This is a genomic window from Bacillus sp. HU-1818 (assembly GCF_022695965.1).
Taxonomy (GTDB): Bacteria; Bacillota; Bacilli; order Bacillales; family Bacillaceae; genus Bacillus; species Bacillus atrophaeus.
On record NZ_JAAPBE010000002.1, the window covers coordinates 95,184 to 113,633 of the forward strand.

The 18,450-nt window shown below is 39.2% G+C and carries 15 protein-coding genes, 1 pseudogene and 1 riboswitch; of the genes and pseudogenes, 7 read left to right on the forward strand and 9 right to left on the reverse strand.

All coding sequences use genetic code 11. From position 1 onward, the window contains the following. The first annotated feature begins 44 nt into the window (after positions 1-44). From GXP75_RS05795 to GXP75_RS05805, 3 genes are read left to right on the forward strand one after another with little or no spacing between them, the layout of a single operon-like run. Positions 45-941 (forward strand): pentapeptide repeat-containing protein, encoded by an 897-nt coding sequence (locus GXP75_RS05795; protein ID WP_242556331.1) that lies wholly within the window; start codon positions 45-47, stop codon positions 939-941. After that, the gene (locus GXP75_RS05800) at positions 938-1,660 is read left to right on the forward strand and encodes a hypothetical protein (RefSeq protein ID WP_242556332.1); all 723 of its coding nucleotides are present in this window, start codon (positions 938-940) and stop codon (positions 1,658-1,660) included. The genes GXP75_RS05795 and GXP75_RS05800 overlap by 4 nt, the downstream gene beginning before the upstream one ends. Beyond that, on the forward strand, positions 1,647-2,042 hold the full coding sequence (locus GXP75_RS05805; RefSeq protein ID WP_242556333.1) for a hypothetical protein: 396 nt from the start codon (positions 1,647-1,649) through the stop codon (positions 2,040-2,042). Before GXP75_RS05800 ends, GXP75_RS05805 begins: the two co-directional genes overlap by 14 nt. A gap of 670 nt (positions 2,043-2,712) precedes the next feature. Here the strand turns inward: GXP75_RS05805 and fbp are convergent. Then, the gene (fbp, locus tag GXP75_RS05810; protein WP_242556334.1) at positions 2,713-4,638 is read right to left on the reverse strand and encodes a fructose-1,6-bisphosphatase; all 1,926 of its coding nucleotides are present in this window, start codon (positions 4,636-4,638) and stop codon (positions 2,713-2,715) included. Between the two features lie 519 nt (positions 4,639-5,157). Here fbp and GXP75_RS05815 point away from each other — a divergent pair. Continuing rightward, positions 5,158-5,787, forward strand: coding sequence for an ATP-binding cassette domain-containing protein (locus GXP75_RS05815; protein WP_242556335.1), 630 nt, complete (start codon positions 5,158-5,160; stop codon positions 5,785-5,787). 20 nt (positions 5,788-5,807) lie between these two features. Then, positions 5,808-6,530, forward strand: a complete 723-nt coding sequence (locus GXP75_RS05820) for a peptide ABC transporter permease (RefSeq protein WP_242556336.1) — start codon at positions 5,808-5,810, stop codon at positions 6,528-6,530. Positions 6,531-6,638: 108 nt separating this feature from the next. Here the strand turns inward: GXP75_RS05820 and GXP75_RS05825 are convergent, their stop codons facing one another. After that, positions 6,639-6,800 carry a hypothetical protein gene (locus tag GXP75_RS05825; protein WP_242556746.1) on the reverse strand — a complete coding sequence of 54 codons (162 nt, stop codon included), beginning with the start codon at positions 6,798-6,800 and terminating at the stop codon, positions 6,639-6,641. A gap of 8 nt (positions 6,801-6,808) precedes the next feature. Then, a pseudogene (locus GXP75_RS05830) lies at positions 6,809-7,081 on the reverse strand (Pathogenicity island protein); the annotation flags it as partial. 377 nt (positions 7,082-7,458) lie between these two features. Beyond that, positions 7,459-7,539: riboswitch (glycine riboswitch) on the forward strand. 149 nt (positions 7,540-7,688) lie between these two features. Between GXP75_RS05830 and GXP75_RS05835 the strand changes: the two are divergent. After that, positions 7,689-9,041, forward strand: coding sequence for an amino acid permease (locus GXP75_RS05835; protein WP_242556338.1), 1,353 nt, complete (start codon positions 7,689-7,691; stop codon positions 9,039-9,041). A 394-nt stretch (positions 9,042-9,435) separates the two neighbouring features. Here the strand turns inward: GXP75_RS05835 and ahpF are convergent, their stop codons facing one another. The 6 genes from ahpF to GXP75_RS05865 all read right to left on the reverse strand — a co-directional run bounded on the left by ahpF (position 9,436) and on the right by GXP75_RS05865 (position 17,029). Continuing rightward, positions 9,436-10,965 (reverse strand): alkyl hydroperoxide reductase subunit F, encoded by a 1,530-nt coding sequence (gene ahpF / locus GXP75_RS05840; protein ID WP_242556339.1) that lies wholly within the window; start codon positions 10,963-10,965, stop codon positions 9,436-9,438. Positions 10,966-10,978: 13 nt separating this feature from the next. Then, positions 10,979-11,542, reverse strand: a complete 564-nt coding sequence (gene ahpC, locus GXP75_RS05845) for an alkyl hydroperoxide reductase subunit C (RefSeq protein ID WP_003326173.1) — start codon at positions 11,540-11,542, stop codon at positions 10,979-10,981. A 424-nt stretch (positions 11,543-11,966) separates the two neighbouring features. Next, positions 11,967-13,370 carry a decarboxylating NADP(+)-dependent phosphogluconate dehydrogenase gene (gnd, locus tag GXP75_RS05850; protein WP_242556340.1) on the reverse strand — a complete coding sequence of 468 codons (1,404 nt, stop codon included), beginning with the start codon at positions 13,368-13,370 and terminating at the stop codon, positions 11,967-11,969. A 23-nt stretch (positions 13,371-13,393) separates the two neighbouring features. Further along, entirely contained in the window at positions 13,394-14,740 is a 1,347-nt protein-coding gene (gene gntP, locus GXP75_RS05855) for a gluconate permease GntP (RefSeq protein ID WP_242556341.1), read from the reverse strand. Between the two features lie 23 nt (positions 14,741-14,763). Continuing rightward, complete coding sequence (gene gntK / locus GXP75_RS05860) at positions 14,764-16,305, reverse strand: gluconokinase (protein ID WP_242556342.1); 1,542 nt, start codon at positions 16,303-16,305, stop codon at positions 14,764-14,766. Continuing rightward, on the reverse strand, positions 16,298-17,029 hold the full coding sequence (locus tag GXP75_RS05865) for a GntR family transcriptional regulator (protein WP_150224029.1): 732 nt from the start codon (positions 17,027-17,029) through the stop codon (positions 16,298-16,300). Before GXP75_RS05865 ends, gntK begins: the two co-directional genes overlap by 8 nt. A gap of 269 nt (positions 17,030-17,298) precedes the next feature. Between GXP75_RS05865 and GXP75_RS05870 the strand changes: the two genes are divergently transcribed. After that, positions 17,299-18,414, forward strand: coding sequence for a CdaR family transcriptional regulator (locus GXP75_RS05870; RefSeq protein ID WP_242556343.1), 1,116 nt, complete (start codon positions 17,299-17,301; stop codon positions 18,412-18,414). Positions 18,415-18,450: the final 36 nt, after the last annotated feature.

Sequence of the window (18,450 nt, forward strand, 5' to 3'; positions counted from 1 at the left end):
GTAAATTAAAAACTGAAAGATTTTTAATAAGGAGAGTTATTATAGTGTCGAGTTATAATTCTATATTGAGTTTACATGAATTAACACAAAGTCCAATTAACAGAAAAATAGAAATCTCAAATGAGGAGCAAGATGAATTAAAGTTAACTAACATAGAATTATTTAAAAGTAAACTTTTTAATTTAGGTTTAAAAAACTCTATTATTTCATCTAGCTCTATAAAACAAACTGAATTAGAAAAGTGTTATTTTAGGTATGCTAAGTTTGTAAATGTTGATTTTACTGGGTCTGAATTTATAAGTTGTGATTTATCAAATGCTAATTTTAATTCTTGTAATTTACGTTATGTATCTTTTAGAGATTGTAAACTAAATCTAAAGGAAATTATGGGATGCCTACCTTCTGAACCAAATTTAAAGGTGAGTTTACTTAAAGAGTTAAGAATGAATCAATTAGGATTGGGTGATAATAAATCTGCAGATGATTTGTTGATCAAAATAAATGATGCTGAAAAAGAGTTTTTATTAGAAAGAGTAAAGAGCAGCACAAGTTATTTTAGAGAAAGAGAAGATTTTAGTTCTAGAACAATTGCATTTTTTAAATATATTATGTTGCAATTAAATGATTTTATATGGGGTTATGGATTAAAAATAACACGATTATTTAGGTCAGCCCTAATTATATTGATATTTTTTGGATTATTTATATATTATGGAACAGGAAAAGAATATATTGGAGTCTATCCAGACGGAAATAAACTAATCAAATTAAACTTTTGGCAGTCAATTTACGCCAGTTACACTAACTTTACGACTGTTGGGTACGGGCAATTTACACCTTTAAAGTTCAATAGTATATTAATTTTTGCAATTGAAAATTTACTGGGTTTGATTTTTTTAGGTTTTCTTGTTTCAGGAGTTTATAGGAGGATAGCTAAGTGATTGAAAAAAATTTTTATTCTGGAATAACTGATTTGTTAAGTATTATACTTTTCGGTTCTAAAGCTAGGGAAGATGAAGATCAGTTTTCGGATGTGGATATTTTCTTGTTAGTAGAAGATATATGCAAAAAAAAAATGCAAGATATTATTACTATAGTTAAAGAGGAGTTGCCCTTTGAAAACATAGGAATATCTATTTATAAAAAAAGTATTTACAATAAAATGTTACAAGAAGGATCGATGTTTTTATGGCATTTAAAACTAGAAGGGAAAATTATTTATCAAAAAAATAATATAAATCTATATGGGGACTTAAAACCATTTAAGAAATTTGATGACAACTTGAATATATATAAGAATATTTATGAAAACACTAAAAGTAGTTTAGAGAAAAATGGGATAAACATTTTTGATTTATCTCAGTTATTTTTTGTATGTAGAAATTTGTGTTTATTAACATGTTTTAAGTTAGATGAACCTACGTTTGGTCGAACTAGTGTATATTTTAAACTCTCGGAATATATTGGATCACTACCATTAACATTTGAAAATTATAATTTTTTATCAAAGTGCAGATTAAATTACACAAGAGGCACCGGATTGGATTTTGAATATCCTGATAATAAAAAACTCTTAGTTATTTTAAAGCAGATAGAAACTTTATTAAAAGTTTGCGAAAAAATCATTAAAAATGGAGGAAACTATAGTGAACATAGATAAAATGGAGTGTTTTCTAAAAGAAATTAAAAAAGATAAATCAGTTATTTTTGAGTTTGAAAAAATCAGTAGCTTTGAAAGAGAGTTATTTTTGTCTATACAGTTAATTTTATTTGAAAGATACAATTACCACTTAGATGGGTTAACAAACACACACTTTAATACATTTTTTGACCATTTAAAAAAACGAGATATTGTTCTTGATACAAAAATAAAGGAAATAATTCATTATGCATTGAGTGTTTATTTAATATTGACAGATAGAAACGTTAGTCTTGGTTATAATGTTTTGCCTACTGACAATACTATCGAAGATGATGATTGGGAAAAAATAATTGTAAATATTGAGAGATATATTGAAAAATATAAATCTATAAAAATCTAATATAAGATTTAAATAGGTATTTTCTTAAATTGTATTTATTTTTTAAAAACCCAATTATTTTATATATTACATCATCGGTTGACATAAGGATGATCCGTAATAGTATCCAGAGGACAAAGATTGCTAGTATTGCAGGAATGATGATTTTTATACATTTCGGCCACCTTCCATAGTTAGTAACAATAGAGGGGAGTGGTCACCCTTTTCTTTATGAGAAGTAAGGTTTTTCTAATGAAACTTCTTCCGTTTGGTCATAAAATAAATCCTTCCTCTCCAGCAATCCTTTAACGTTTTATGACCATTATAAAGCTCAGCCCATTTGTTCAGCACAAATTTACTGGAAATTTGGTATTTTCTTGTGACTTCTCTTTGAGAATAGCGTCTGGATAAGAGTCCTTTACGGTAGCGTGTTTTAGTTTCGCAGTAACTTATGGTGTTTAGAACGTTCCTAGCTCTCAACGCTGGCTATGTCGTGCAATGTTCTCCATTCACAAATTGTTTCGGTGTGAATGCCGAATTATTACCCTAGTCACAGTCTGAAAGAATGTTTAGTTTTTCTCCTTCTGAATGCCATTGTCCATGAAAAAACTCCCCCAAGGCAAACAGATTTTTTAAATTCATCTGTCTACCTTTAGAGGAGCATATCATCATCTCTGAACTCTACATTCCCTCACTTCATATACCGATACTCCCGCAAACTTTCCAAAATAGCAACTTCCTGCAGCAATTCCTCACCAACATTCGTTTCCTTCACTTTCTTCCGCTCAAGCTCTTTATCCACCAATCGTTTCACCGTTAAGACGTCGGTTCCGGTGCTTAGGACTTCTGCCTTGGAGTTGAAGTGTTTATGGGCGACGAGCTGCATGCCGTAGGAGTTGTATAGCAGCGTGTAGCCTGCGATGCCTGTTGTGGATTGGTAGGCTTTGGAGAAGCCGCCGTCGATAACGATCATTTTTCCGTTTGCTTTGATTGGATCTTCTCCTTCGATTTCTTTTACGGGTGTGTGGCCGTTGATGATATGGCCATGATCTGGATTGAGGCCGAATTCTGCCAGGATGTTTCGGCAGGTTGCCTCGTCCTCACGTAAATAGTAATACGGGTTTTTCTTCTCTTTATGTGTTTCTTTTTCTTTAATGAAATACCGCTCAAATGTCGTCATGGCGCGTTTTCCGAAGAGGGAGGAGTACTCGCCTGTCCATAAATACCAAGCCATGTCTGTCGCAAGATCATCGGTTTCTTCCGGTTGGGCAAACGCTTCCCGTAAGAACCGCTCAAATACATCGAGCAGCTCACGGCCCGCATACGGTTTATCCTCAATCATCATCGTTTCCATATTGCCGTTTTCATCGACTGGAATACAGCCATGAATTAACAGGTTGCCGTTATATTTTAAATAAAGGCTGCCTTTTTTCATCATAAAATTCATATGGCGGCCCAGCTTTTCGGAATGCTGGACAGAGAATAGCAGCTTGTCTATAACTTCTGCTTCTTCTTCTAATAGCTGATCTGGCTGTTCCGGATTGATTGTCGCAAAGCAGGTGTTTTCCAGTTGATATGTTTTTCCATTCAGTGTAATTTCATTTTTATCATAATCAATCTTTTCCAGTAACAGCCGTTCCTCCATATTAAAGTTCGGCCGTCTCTTGATAATCGGGCTCTCAAGCTTGAATTGGATCATCGCAATCGCTTGATGAATTTTTGTGATTTGCTTAATTTCAGCTTCTGGTCTGTTTTCGTCTGCTTTTGGACGGAAAGATGGATTATCACCGTAATATTTTTCGGCAAGGTTAAGCAGCGGTCTCAGATTGATGCCGTAGACGTCTTCAATAATATCCAAGTTGTCATAGCGGGCACAGATGCGGATAATATTGGCCAGGCATACTTTGGAACCGGAATAGGCGCCTATCCAAAGGACATCGTGATTTCCCCACTGAATATCCACAGAATGATAGTTGATCAGTTCTTCCATAATCTTATCCGGCTGCGGTCCGCGGTCGTAAATATCGCCGACAACATGCAGATGGTCGACCACCAATCGCTGAATGCTGTAAGCAAGACCGGTGACCAGCTTATCGGCCTGGCCAAGTGCAATGATCTGATCTGCGATTTCAGAGTAATATTGTTCCTTGTTGGTGGATTCTTCTGTTTTGTATAACAGCTCCTCAGTAATATAAGCAAACTGAGTGGGCAGTGCTTTGCGTAATTTGGAGCGGGTATACTTGGAGGAGCAATTAGAAACGAGCTTAATCATTCTATTAATCGTTTCTTTATACCACTCGTTTAATGCTTTCTTCGTTTCAAAGTTATGTTTCATTAACTTCAGTTTGTCTTCCGGATAATAGACCAATGCTGCTAATTCATCAATTTCTCTATCATAAATGACACCGCTGAAAATATCGCGTATCTTCTCTTTTACTCTTCCTGAACCATTACGCAGCACGTGCTGGAATGCCTGGTACTCCCCGTGCAAATCACTGACAAAATGCTCAGTGCCTTTTGGCAGGTTCAGTATCGCTTTCAAATTAATGATTTCCGTTACCACTTTTTCTTCACAATCGTATTTTTGTGCGAGTAGATCTAAGTACTTGCTTTCCAAAATCGTCCATCCCCTTTTTAGAATAAACCCCTATTTATGAGCATTTGCATGATAAGGTGAATTTAAAAGTATGACATTATTTTTAATCATTGGACCCTTATACGATAGTAACGCATAACTCCTTTTAGAGACAATCAAAACGAGGGAAAGAGGCGCCGGGATGAGCGGGGATAAAGAAAAAGCAGAAAAAAGAGAGAAAGATTAAGGCAGCTAGAGCTAAAACAGTCTACGGAGGAGGTTATTTAGTCAAGGGCTTAGGCTGAAAGGTTCAGTATCCTCTTTATTCTTGTTATCAATATGTATTGATATGGTATTGACGATCCGTTTATTTGGCTTGTTTGTCAATTATCTTGTAAGGAGTTGCCTTGAGGAAACTGCCATTGTTGTACTTTGAATGTTATATATTGTAAACTAGAGTAAAAGATCTCCAAATTAATCATCAAAAAACATTTCTTACAGTTTCGAACCGGAAACGAAAGAGGCAACTTGAAAATTCAAATATTTCCTAGGAGTATGTATATGAATATAGCGAATTATACTTTAAAAGTGAAAGGTAAAACGTTACTTCAGGACACGGACTTACATTTTTCGAATGGGAAAATCAATCATATATTCGGAAAAAATGGAGTCGGTAAATCACAGCTTGCTAAAGACTTTTTATTAAATAATAGCAAACGAATCGGTAGAGATATTCGTCAAAATGTTTCTTTAATCTCTAGCTCGTCGAATATACCTCATGATGTTTCTAAGGACTTTTTATTACACTTTTTGAGCGAAAAGTTTGATTCAGAAAAGATAAATAAGATTGCGAGTTTACTTAATCTTGATAATATCGATGGTAAAGTTCTTATCAAAAACTTAAGTGATGGACAAAAGCAAAAGTTGAAATTGCTTAGCTTTTTGCTGGAGGACAAAAATATTATTGTTTTAGATGAAATAACGAATTCATTAGACAAAAAAACGGTTATGGAAATTCATCGTTTTCTGAAAAAGTATATCCAGGAGAACCCAGAGAAGATTATCATTAATATTACACACGATTTGTCTGATTTAAAGGCGATAGATGGGGATAATTATATATTTCATGATCAAAAAATCCATAAATATGATTCAGTGGAAAAGTTAATTGAAGTGTATATAAATGAGTAATGGAACAGTGGGGGCATAAGATGAAATTAGAGTTGAAAAAAAGTATGAGCAACAAAGTTTTTATTATATTAGGATCTATGGTCGTTTTTTTATTTTTACTGGGGTATTTTTTACTGGTTGGAATCGATAAAGTCAGCAATGTTACATCTGAGATGTTTTTCTTTAGCTCCTATACCGTTGCCACTCAATTTGGTTTGATGTTATTTTCATTTGTTATCGCTTTCTTTATTAATCGAGAGTATTCAAATAAAAATATTCTCTTTTATAAATTAATTGGAGAAAACATCTATACCTTCTTTTATAAAAAGATAGCTGTTTTATTCTTGGAATGTTTTGTGTTTATAGCGCTTGGTCTGCTCATCATATCGTTGATGTACCATGATTTTTCCCATTTTACATTAATGCTATTCTTATTTTCTGCAGTTATATTGCAGTATATTTTAATTATTGGAACCATAAGTATGTTATGTTCTAATATTTTAACTAGTATAGGTGTTAGTATCGTTTATTGGATTACTACAGTTATTTTAGTAGCAATAAGTAATAAAACGTTTGGTTTTTTTGCTCCTTTTGAGGCAGGTAACACTATGTACCACCGAATAGAAAAAGTGTTGCATTCTGATCATATGACACTTGGGATTAATGATATTGTATACATTATTTTATATTTAATATCAATCATTATCATAAACGTAATTATTCTTCGTTTTTCTAAAACTAGATGGGTCAAAATGGGTATTTAACAAAAGGAAGCTACTTCAAGTTGAAGTAGCTTTTTGTGTATACGATATCATCCAGATGACGTGCTGTGTGTTTGAGTTTTGTTAAGGTGGGGTGTCTTTTAGCTTTCATCAATTGTCTTTCCCCATCTTCATAAAGAGAAAGAAGATAATGAATACGATAAAGTAATTCATTGGATTCATAAAGATGCTCATATCGAGTGAAATCTGTAATAAAATCCATAGGACAAATATGGCTATTATTGAAGGAATGATAATTTTGTATAATTTGATCACCTTCTAGGGTCACCATTTTTGTCAGTTGAGCTTTTAGGGAGAACTTGCTCTTCGCCCGTTACGTGATCTTTTAGTGTAGCATTTCCATCAGCGTCAATATGAACATCTGCATGAACGAACGTCATCTTCAGCAGACTATCGTTGAGGTTTTCAACTTTGTATGTAGCTTGGGATTCTGCGGCATCTGCAGCATTAGGTAAAACCGGGAGGGCTAAGGCACCTACTAGGAATACCAAGGCTGCCAGTTTACCTGTGGTTAGCTTCATTATGCTTTGCATAATTTAGCCTTCTCCTTTGGTTGCCATACTAACAGAGACAATCCGCTTGTTAAACCCTTAAATTATTAAATAATGAAAAATGTGCTCATTCACGAATTGTTTCGGTGTGAATGCTATATTTTCTTTCTGAAAATATGTTTCGTTTTTCTTCTTTTGAGTCCCAATTTCTAGCCATGAAAAAACTCCCCCAAGGCAACAGATTTTTTTCGTTCATCTAAAACTATTTTTTGATTAAATACTTCTAATTATGAAATAAAAATCACCATTGACAAACCACCCAATCCCTATTAGAATAAAAAGTTATCTGATAGTTGTTGTTTCTATCGGAAAAATTCAATATGTAGCAAGCTATGATTGCTGTGGGTCACACTATAGCAGGAGCAGCTTCTGGAGAGACCGCGGAGATTCCGCGGCGCCGAAGGGTTCACAATCTCAGGCAAAAGGACAGAAGAGTACCGAATATGTATTTGGCATGCTGGATTGTCAGCTGCGCAAATATGATTTGTTATTCTTATGACCACGAGATTGGAGGACATCCAATCTCTTTTTTTATGGGCTTTTTTCATTGCTCGTCGTTTCACAATAAAGAGGTAAGGAGGAGTTTGATTTGGAACAGCGAGAATTAAAGAGGGACTTGTCCAATCGGCATGTGCAGCTCATCGCCATTGGCGGGACGATTGGCACCGGCTTATTTTTAGGCTCCGGTAAGGCGATTCAATTGGCGGGTCCTTCTATCATCCTTGCGTATTTCATTGTAGGTATTGCGCTTTTTTTCGTGATGCGGGCGCTGGGAGAACTGCTTTTATCTAAAGCGGGGTATCAATCGTTAACAGATATTGCCGAGGAGTATCTGGGACCGCGGGCATCGTTTGTCACCGGCTGGACGTATTGGTTTTGCTGGATTATGACGGCTATGGCGGATGTGATTGCCGTCGGTGTATATGTGAAATATTGGTTTGATATTCCGCAGTGGATCCCTGCACTTATCTGTCTACTCATTTTATTAGGACTCAATCTATTGACTGTCAAGATTTTTGGAGAATTGGAATTTTGGTTTGCTTTAATAAAGGTCATTACGATTCTCGCATTAATTGTGATTGGGGTTATTTTGCTGGTGATCGGCTTCAAGACGCATACAGGAACGGTTTCGGTTACAAATCTTTGGGAGCATGGCGGATTGTTTCCAAATGGATTTTCAGGCTTTTTGCTTTCTTTCCAAATGGTGATCTTTGCATATGTCGGTGTGGAATTAGTAGGTGTATCGGCAGCGGAAACATCGAATCCGAAAAAAAATATTCCATCGGCTATTAATAAAATTCCTTTGCGGATTCTATTTTTCTATGTCGGCGCGCTTATCGTCCTATTATGTATTAACCCATGGACGGAGTTGAATGCTGCAGAAAGTCCTTTTGTGAAAACCTTCAGCTTAGTCGGTATTCCGCTTGCTGCGGGAATCATTAATTTTGTCGTATTAACATCAGCGGCTTCTGCTTGTAACAGCGGGATGTTTTCAACAAGCCGGATTCTGTACAATTTAAGCAAAACGAAACAGGGCCCGGCCAATTTTGCGAAGCTGAATAAAAATCATGTGCCGAGTAACGCGTTATGGGTATCGGTTATTGTCCTCTCAGCGGGAGCTCTTTTAAGCAAACTGATACCGGAACAAGCTTTTGGCATCGTGACAACCATTAGCGCGATTTGTTTTATTTGGGTGTGGGGTGTGATTCTTGTTTGTCATATCAGATACAAGAAAACCCGTCCGCAATTACACTCAAGATCAACATTCAAAGCGCCATTTGCGCCGTTTATCAATTACGTTGTTCTGGCGCTGTTTGCTGTCATTCTCATAATTATGCTGTTTGCGGATGCAACTCGCCCGGCCTTGCTGCTGACTCCTCTATGGTTTGTTTTATTATTTATTTTATATTGGACTAGAGGGAGCAAAAAAAGAAGAACCTGATGAGTCATATTAAATGGTGATTCCATAAATCTCTAATCATTAACAAGCCGGTGTACTGCATGCAGTATGCCGGCTTTATCTTTGGTTAACCGCTTCTTTTTATAGGGATATATCTAATGTAGGGGATTATTGAGGACCTTGAACTTAATTTAATGAAACTGCAACGAATTAGAACCTATATTGATAGCGACCAATGGGCTGATTATAAGGATGAACGTGATATTTTTAAAAAGTAATGGATTACTTAGAACAGCAAGGATTTGTTAAGCTGGTGAGCAGAAGGCCAAAAGCTTATAAAATCAGCGAGGATTGTTTAGAAGCAATATTGGCTTCTTAATTCAACGCAGACATATCAAAAAAGCCGCCAATCAGGTAATATGGCGGCTTTTTTGTATTAGTTCCGGATCAAATAATCAAACGCTCCTAAAGCAGCACTTGCACCTGATCCCATCGAAATAATAATTTGGTTATAAGGACCGTCTGTACAGTCGCCGGCAGCGAATAAACCAGGAACGCTTGTTGCGCCGCGTTTGTCGACTACGATTTCGCCGATGCGGTTGCGTTCAACGGTTTCGTCTAACCATTCAGTGTTTGGCACGAGACCGATTTGGACGAATACACCTTGGAGTTCAACGTGTTTTTCTTCGCCTGTTTCGCGGTCTACGTATGTGATGCCATTTACGCTCTGGTCGCCTGTGATTTCTTTTGTTTGTGCATTTTTGAGTACAGTGACGTTTGGCAGGCTGTAGAGACGTTTTTGCAAGACTTCGTCTGCCTTCAGTTCCGGCGCGAACTCTAGCACAGTGACGTGATTGACAATACCTGCAAGATCAATCGCTGCTTCGATACCAGAGTTTCCGCCGCCGATAACGGCTACGTCTTTGCCTTCAAACAATGGGCCATCACAGTGCGGGCAGTAAGCGACACCTTTGTTTTTAAACTCTTGTTCACCAGGTACGTTGACATTGCGCCAGCGGGCACCTGTTGAAAGGATGACTGTTTTACTTTTCAGGACAGCACCGTTTTCGAGTTCAAGTTCGAACAGATCTTTTTTCTCAAGTCGTTTTGCGCGCTGAAGGTTCATGACATCAATATCATATTCCTTCACGTGCTCTTCAAGACTTGCAGCAAGCTTCGGTCCTTCAGTTGCTTTTACGCTGATGAAGTTTTCGATGCTCATGGTGTCGAGAACCTGTCCGCCGAAGCGTTCAGCGACAACACCTGTGCGGATACCTTTACGCGCCGTGTAAATGGCTGCACTTGCGCCGGCAGGTCCGCCGCCGACAACAAGAACATCGTAAGGATCTTTGTCAGCAAACTCAGATGCATCTGCGCCGCTGCCCATTTTCGCAAGAATCTCTTCGAGGGTCATACGGCCGCTTCCGAAAGTTTCGCCATTCAAGTAAACAGTTGGCACTGCCATGACGTTTTTGCTTTCGACTTCTTCTTTAAACGCCGCACCGTCAATCATGGTGTGTGTGATGTTCGGATTCAGCACGCTCATCATGTTTAATGCTTGTACAACATCAGGGCAGTTGTGGCACGTCAGGCTAATATAAGATTCAAAGCGGTATTCACCGCTAATATTCTTAATCTGATCAATGACTTTTTGATCAACCTTAGGTGCTCTTCCGCTCACTTGCAGCAATGCCAACACTAAAGAAGTGAATTCGTGTCCAAGAGGAATACCGGCGAAAGTGACACCAGTGTCTTCCCCGACGCGATTCACACTGAAGCTTGGCGTTCTGTTCAATTCAGCTTTTTCAACAGTGATTTTCGATGACATGGAAGCCAGCTCATCAATAAGAGCCAGCATATCCTTAGAAGTGTCATCTTCACCTGCGCTCACTTTGAGAACAATGTCATTCTCAATTAGCTGCATGTATTGATTTAATTGTGCTTTGATATTTGCTTCAAGTACCAATGGAATGCACTCCTTAGATTTTACCTACTAGGTCAAGGCTTGGTGTAAGTGTTTCAGAACCTTCTTCCCATTTAGCCGGGCAAACTTCACCTGGGTTTTGACGAACATATTGAGCTGCTTTTACTTTGTTTACTAGGTTGCTTGCGTCACGGCCGATACCGCCTGCATTGATTTCAACAGTTTGGATTACGCCATCCGGATCGATGATGAATGTACCGCGGTCAGCAAGACCTTCTTCTTCGTTAAGTACATCAAAGTTACGAGAGATCGTTTGAGATGGGTCACCGATCATAGCGTAAGTGATTTTGCCGATTTTTTCAGAGCTGTCATGCCAGCCTTTGTGTACGAAGTGAGTATCTGTAGAAACAGAGTATACTTCAACACCAAGTTCTTTTAGGGCTGCGTATTGGTTTTGAAGATCTTCAAGTTCAGTCGGACATACGAAAGAGAAATCTGCTGGGTAGAAGCAGAATACGCTCCATTGACCTTTTAGGCTTTCGTTTGTTACATCGATGAATTCACCGTTTTTGTAAGCTTTCGCTGCGAATGGTTGTACTTCTTTTCCAATTAGAGACATAATTTATGTTCCTCCTAAATGTGATTTTGAGAATATTAAAAAGCATAAAGTATAAACTTTAGCTTTCAATAATAATTCTAATTATATATGAATTATTAAATAACATTTATTTTTTGTCAAGGGGAAACACCTAGATTATTTTTGCTTTTTGTACTTATGATGGGGAAATGCTGGTAATGATTGGTCTATTTTGTTCTATTAAGGGTGATGAAATTAATCATGGCGTATTCTCAATTAGAAGTGATGTTGGGGTGTGAAATTGCAGTTTGATCACTCTCGACGTACTTGAAAATAAGAAAAAATGATCGAACGTGTCTTTGTCGAAGTGAAGTTTGGAAGAGAATTTTTTTTACCGTCATGAATTCAAAAAATCTGGAAAACTGGACCTTCAAAGTCCGGTTTTCCAGATTTTGTTACATGCTCTTCATGACCATTCCGTATGAAAAAAACCATCCATATCCGTCCGTTCATACGTATGAGCACCAAAGTAATCACGCTGAGCCTGCAATATATTCGCGTTGGAACGCCCTGTGCGGTAACCGTCGTAATAAGATAGAGCCGTACTCAAGCATGGGAACGAGATGCCGGCGTTGATTCCTTCACACACCACTTTTCTCAGGCCTGTTTGGTAGGCTTTGAGCTTTTCTGAGAAATATGGTGCGATGAGAAGGTTTGATAGGTCCGGCTGTTCTTGGAATGCTTCGCTGATGATATTTAGAAATTCTGCACGTATGATGCAGCCGCCGCGGAAAATAAGGGCGATGTCTTTTAACGGCAAGTCATATCCGTAAAGCTCGGACGTCATTTTGTATTGGGCAAAGCCTTGTGCGTAGGCGCATATTTTCCCCATGTATAAGGCTTGTCTCACGTAATCAATCCACAGGTTTTTATCGAAGTGCTTTTCTTCGGTCTCTGGACCGGCTAAGATTTGTTCTGCCGCAACCCGTTCATCTTTTAATGCAGATAGGTAACGGGCGAACAGTGACTCCGTGATAATGGATGACGGAATGCCGTTATCAATGGCTTGCATGCTCGTCCATTTGCCTGTGCCTTTTTGGCCTGCTTTATCAAGAATGACATCGATCAGCGGGGCGTCTGTCCGTTCATCTTTTTTCCTTAAAATCTCTGCTGTGATTTCGATTAAATAGCTTTTCAGTTCACCTTGATTCCATTCTTCAAAAATGTCAGCGATTTCATTAAGCGGCAGACGCAATGTGTCTCTTAGAAATGTATAGGCTTCTGCGATCAGCTGCATGTCTGCATACTCAATCCCGTTGTGCACCATCTTTACGAAATGTCCCGATCCTTTTGGTCCGATATACACACAGCAAGGGTCATCTCCTACTTGTGCTGCGATTTTAGTCAGGATGGGAGCGGCTTTTTCATAGACATCTTGATCTCCGCCAGGCATGATGGATGGGCCTTTTAAAGCGCCGACCTCGCCGCCGGAAATGCCAATTCCTAAATAGCCGATTCCCTTCTCTTTCAACTGATCATATCTTTGTTCCGTTTCGTTGTAGTGAGAGTTTCCGCCATCCATGATGACATCGCCTTTTTCAAGCAAAGGAATCAACGAATGGATCACGGAATCCACCGGTTTGCCCGCAGTCACCATCAGGAAGATTTTTCTTGGTGTTTCTAACGATTGAACAAAATCCTGAAGCTCATAGTACGGATTGACCGACTGTCCATCAAGCTTCTGTATGAGCCGGTCCGTTAAATCCCTCGTGTAATTATAGACGGCGACCCGTTCCCCTTTACTGGCCATGTTTAAGGCGATATTGCTGCCCATCACGCCTAAGCCTATGACACCAATTGTATTGAACATGTATTACATCTCCTTCATCAATTTCATACAAATACACTGAGTAATAGAATAAACCCTAATCCTGCAACTGAAATAATCGTTTCCAGTAATGTCCATGTTGCGAATGTTTCTTTCATGTTTAAACCAAAATATTCTTTGAACATCCAGAAGCCGGCGTCATTGACGTGTGAAGCGATGACGCTTCCCGCGCCGGTTGCAAGCACCACTAATGCAAGATTGGCATCGGACTGTCCCAGCAATGGAATCACAAGTCCCGTTGTGCTTAATGCGGCCACGGTGGCTGATCCTAAGGAAATACGCAGGATCGCCGCGATAAGCCAGGCAAGTAAGATAGGCGATAAAGCCGTTTCTTTGAATAAATCGGCTACGTAGTCGCCGACACCGCCGTTAATTAATACTTGTTTGAAGGCGCCGCCGCCTCCGATGATCAAGAGCATCATTCCAATTTGTGTGATGGCTGTTGAACATGAGTCCATCACGGTTTTGATTGGAATGTTACGCGCAATTCCCATCGTATAGACAGCTACTAATAAGGAGATGACCATGGCAGTCGATGCATTCCCAATCAAACGGATGAATGCCAGTGCGCCGTTATCCGCAAATCCTATTGTTTCTTGAAGCAAATCGATAATCGTAGCGATTGACATGATGATAATTGGAAGCATCGCTGTAAATACACTGATTCCAAAGCTTGGTGTCTCCTCAAGCTTGAATGTTTTTTGTGTGCCTAGTGACGAAATATTTCCGGTTTTTGCAAATGATTCAGGGACTAGCTTTTTAGCGAGCTTTGTAAACAAAGGCCCTGCGATAAGCACCGTCGGAACAGCAACGATGAAGCCGTACAATAACACCTCACCGATGTTTGCACCGTACTCTCCGGCGATTGCCGTCGGTCCTGGATGCGGAGGCAGGAAGCCATGTGTGACGGATAATGCTGCGACCATCGGAATACCGAGGAATAGAATAGAAATCTTTAATTCTCTTGAAATCGCAAATACAATCGGAATTAATAGAACCAAACCAACTTCAAAGAATAAAGCAATACCGATAATGAATGAGGCAATGACGACCGCCCATTGAATATTTTTTTCGCCGAATTTGTTGACGAGCGTCATCGCAATACGCTGTGCGCCGCCTGAATCTGCGATCAGCTTGCCCAGCATGGCGCCGAGTCCGAAGATTAATGCGATATGTCCAAGTGTTCCGCCTATTCCTTCTTCGATGGAGCTGACAATTTTATCAAATGGCATTCCAAGTGTTAACGCAACGCCGAACGAAACGACAATTAAGGAAATAAACGTATTTAATTTTAAGCCCATAATCAAAAATAGTAATGCTAAGATTCCAATTGCGACAATTATTAACGGCATGAATGACGCCTCCCCTTCATTATCTATTTGTGTGTGATTAAGCTTCTTTGATAATTTGCAATTTGTGTATATTCATTTTCTAATGCCCTAGATAAGTTAATGAATATCGGCATTAATGTTCTATACTCTTTGGCTGATTCTTCTTTTGGCGTATGTCTGTAAGTGCTGCCGACCATGTCAGACACGACATCAAACGACTCGATTTTTCCTGTGGCATACAGACCCAGGAGGCAGGCACCGAGACATGAGCTTTCGTAGCTTTCCGGAACGACTACTTCTGATTCGAATATATCCGACATCATTTGACGCCAAACCTCAGATCTTGCAAAGCCCCCAGTTGCTTGAATCCGTGTAACAGGACCGTCCATGCATTCTGTTAACGCTAAAAACACAGTGTATAAGTTGTAAATGACGCCTTCCAATGCCGCCCGTATCATATGTTCTTTTTTATGTGACATAGTCAGGCCGAAAAATGAGCCGCGTACATCAGGATTCCATAACGGAGCACGTTCACCGGCAAGATACGGGTGGAACAGCAGGCCGTCAGAACCCGGTCTGACGCGTTCAGCAATCTTAGTCAGCACATCATACGGATCAATTCCGAGTCTTGTCGCTGTTTCGATTTCTGAAGAAGCAAATTCATCCCTGATCCAGCGAAGAACGATTCCGCCATTGTTAACGGGTCCGCCGATGACCCAATGATTTTCCGTTAAGGCGTAGCAGAAAATTCTCCCCTTTTCATCCGTTTGCGGCTGGTCAATAATTGTCCGAATCGCACCGCTTGTCCCGATTGTGACGGCAATTTCGCCTTTTTTAATCGCGTTGACGCCGAGGTTAGACAACACGCCGTCGCTTGCGCCAATGATAAAAGGTGTTTTCGGGTCGATTCCCATCTGTTTCGCTAATTCCGGGTTGCAGTTATGAAAGATCTCGGTTGTTGGCACTAGTTTAGATAAATGATCCGTTGTAATGCCTGCGATTTTTAATGCTTCTTCGTCCCAATCCAAGTCTTTGAGATTCATCATCCCCATCGCTGAAGCTAGAGAATAATCCACGACATATTCATCAAATAGCTTTTTAAAAATATATTCTTTAATCCCTATATATTTTTTGGCTTTGGAAGCGATTTCAGGTCGGTCATTCGTGATCCAGGCAATTTTGCTTAACGGTGCCATGGGGTGAATGGGTGTCCCTGTCCGTTTGTAGACTTCATGCCCGTTCAATTCATCTTTAATCTTATGCGCCCAGCCTTCACTTCGGTTATCCGCCCACGTGATGCACGGCGTCAGCGGCTGATCGTTTTCATCCATGGCAATGACGCTGTGCATGGCGCTGCTGAATGAAATAAATGAGATCTTTTTTTGTGAATGCTGTTGCATGATTTTTGCGGTTGAGAGTATCACAGCCTGAAAAATCTCTTCCGGGTTTTGTTCAGCTGTCGATATGTCGGGTGTATGAAGCGGGTATCCGATACTTTCTTTTTGTATCACTACTCCATTTTCATTGAATAACACAGCCTTCGTACTTGTCGTACCGATATCTATTCCTAACATATAACTAGTCATTTTTTTGTTCAGCTCCTTCAGCCAGCATTTGTTGGGACAACCAAAGGTCGTCTACTTTCTCTTGAACATCATCAAAGTTCTGGTGCAGAGATTGAATCATCAGCGCCCTATCCTTTGTTTTGATCGCTTGAATATAAAGCTCATGGTTATCTAAAATCCTTGAGAAGTCTTCATATTTTTCCTTTAATCGCATGCGCATCGATAAAAGAATGAAGCTTTCCATCACAGGTTTTAGATTGTTCCATATCATCAGAATGTATGAATGGTCAATGGCGCGAACAATCGTTTCGTGAAATAAAACATCTTGATAAGAGAACTCATCCGCGTCCTCATATTTTATAGAGACTTTCATCATTTCAAGAATTTTACTAAGGTCTTTTACCAATAGATCCGTGTCTATTTTGACAAGCCGTTCAAATACAAACGTTTCTATGAGTAAACGCACATCATAAATTTCTGCTATTTCTTTTTCAGTTAAACCAATCACAACCGCTCCCATTCGTTCTAAACGGATGATTTTTTCAGATGCCAGTATTTTTAAAGCCTCGCGAACGGGCGACCGGCTCACTGAAAAGTCTGCGGCGATTGTATTTTCCGATAGAATGGTACCGCTTTCAATCAAGCCGGAAATAATACGCATCCTAAGCTCGCAAGCTACACGAACACCGGTTGAAGCTTTTGAGAGCCACTTTTCGGGATACAACAGATCCTTGGAGTCGAGCATAAACTCACCTTCCTACTAAAGGAGTATACTTGTATACAAGTATGATAACTTGAATTTTTCTATTATGCAAACACTTTCATTTCTAATTTTTCTTAAAAATTTTCCCATTTCATCATAGGTGGAGTGATGAAATTTGAAGGCAGAGGTCATTAAAAAGGCAGGCGTTTATTCAAGCTGTGATCTTCCATACATTCCGCGCCGCCTTATTTATTGTGCAACTTCACTATGGTAAATTGGAGAAAAGATGAAAAAGGAGGCGGGAAAGCAGCATGCAGTTTTTAACGTATGAGCTGGCTCAGGATATCGTTGAGCGTACAATGAACATTTTGAATAGAAATATAAATGTCATGGACGATAAGGGGGTTATCATAGGCTCGGGCGACAGCGAAAGGATTAATCAGCTCCATGATGGTGCTCTTCTCGTTCTTGAAAACGGTGAAGATATTGAAATAGATGAATCGAGGGCGGCCAAAATGAAGGGGGCAAGGCCTGGAATCAATTTACCTATACGATTTAGCAGCCAAATCGTTGGTGTTGTAGGTATTACAGGGGAGCCTGAGCAAATCCAGAACTATGCCCAGCTTGTAAAAATGGCGGCCGAACTGGTATTGGAGCAATCGTTTTTGCTGGAGAGAGTGCAATGGAAACAAAGGATACAGAGTGAGATTGTGAATCAGCTAATTTCAGAAGAAGGTTTGAATGAAGAATGGGTAAAAGAACGGGCCGGATTTCTTGGAATGAATCTAGAACAGCCTAGAATGGCCATCGTCCTGAAACCATTAAATTATACAGAAATAACGATTCAAAACATAATGAGGTCTATTCAATATGAAATCAGTAAATCTGATTTAATTGGAGTTACGTTTAATAATGAAATCGTCGTTCTGAAAACGGCAGCGGGTAAAGAAATCAAAAGAGAGTTATTGCCATTGGTAAAGCGGTTGTTAACAACATTGGATGGCGTGCGTATCGGAAGCGGAAACTTGGCTAAAGGCTTAAAAGAATTACGTTCTTCATTTTATCAAGCCAAAAGAGCAATTCTCATCGGAAGCAAACTTCAGCCTGAGGCGGGCTTTTACCATTACGAGGATTACAGATTAGAAGTTATACTGGCACAACTGGCTCAGGAAGAGCAGGACAAAAATGCCTTCTCCTTTTACCATCAGCTGTTGGATCAAGGTAAGAAGGGCGAACTGGTTAATACGCTTGAAGCCTATATAAAAGAGGGCGGAGAGTTAAACAAAATTGCAGAAAGTCTGTTTATCCATCGAAATACCCTAAGGTACCGCCTTGAGAAAATAAAAGAATTGACAGGCAAAGATCCGCGAAATATAAAGGACTTGATTGAATTGTACATAGCAAAGCTCTTGTATGATATTAGCTGATTGTGCATATGCACAATGACACATCCTTATTTCATT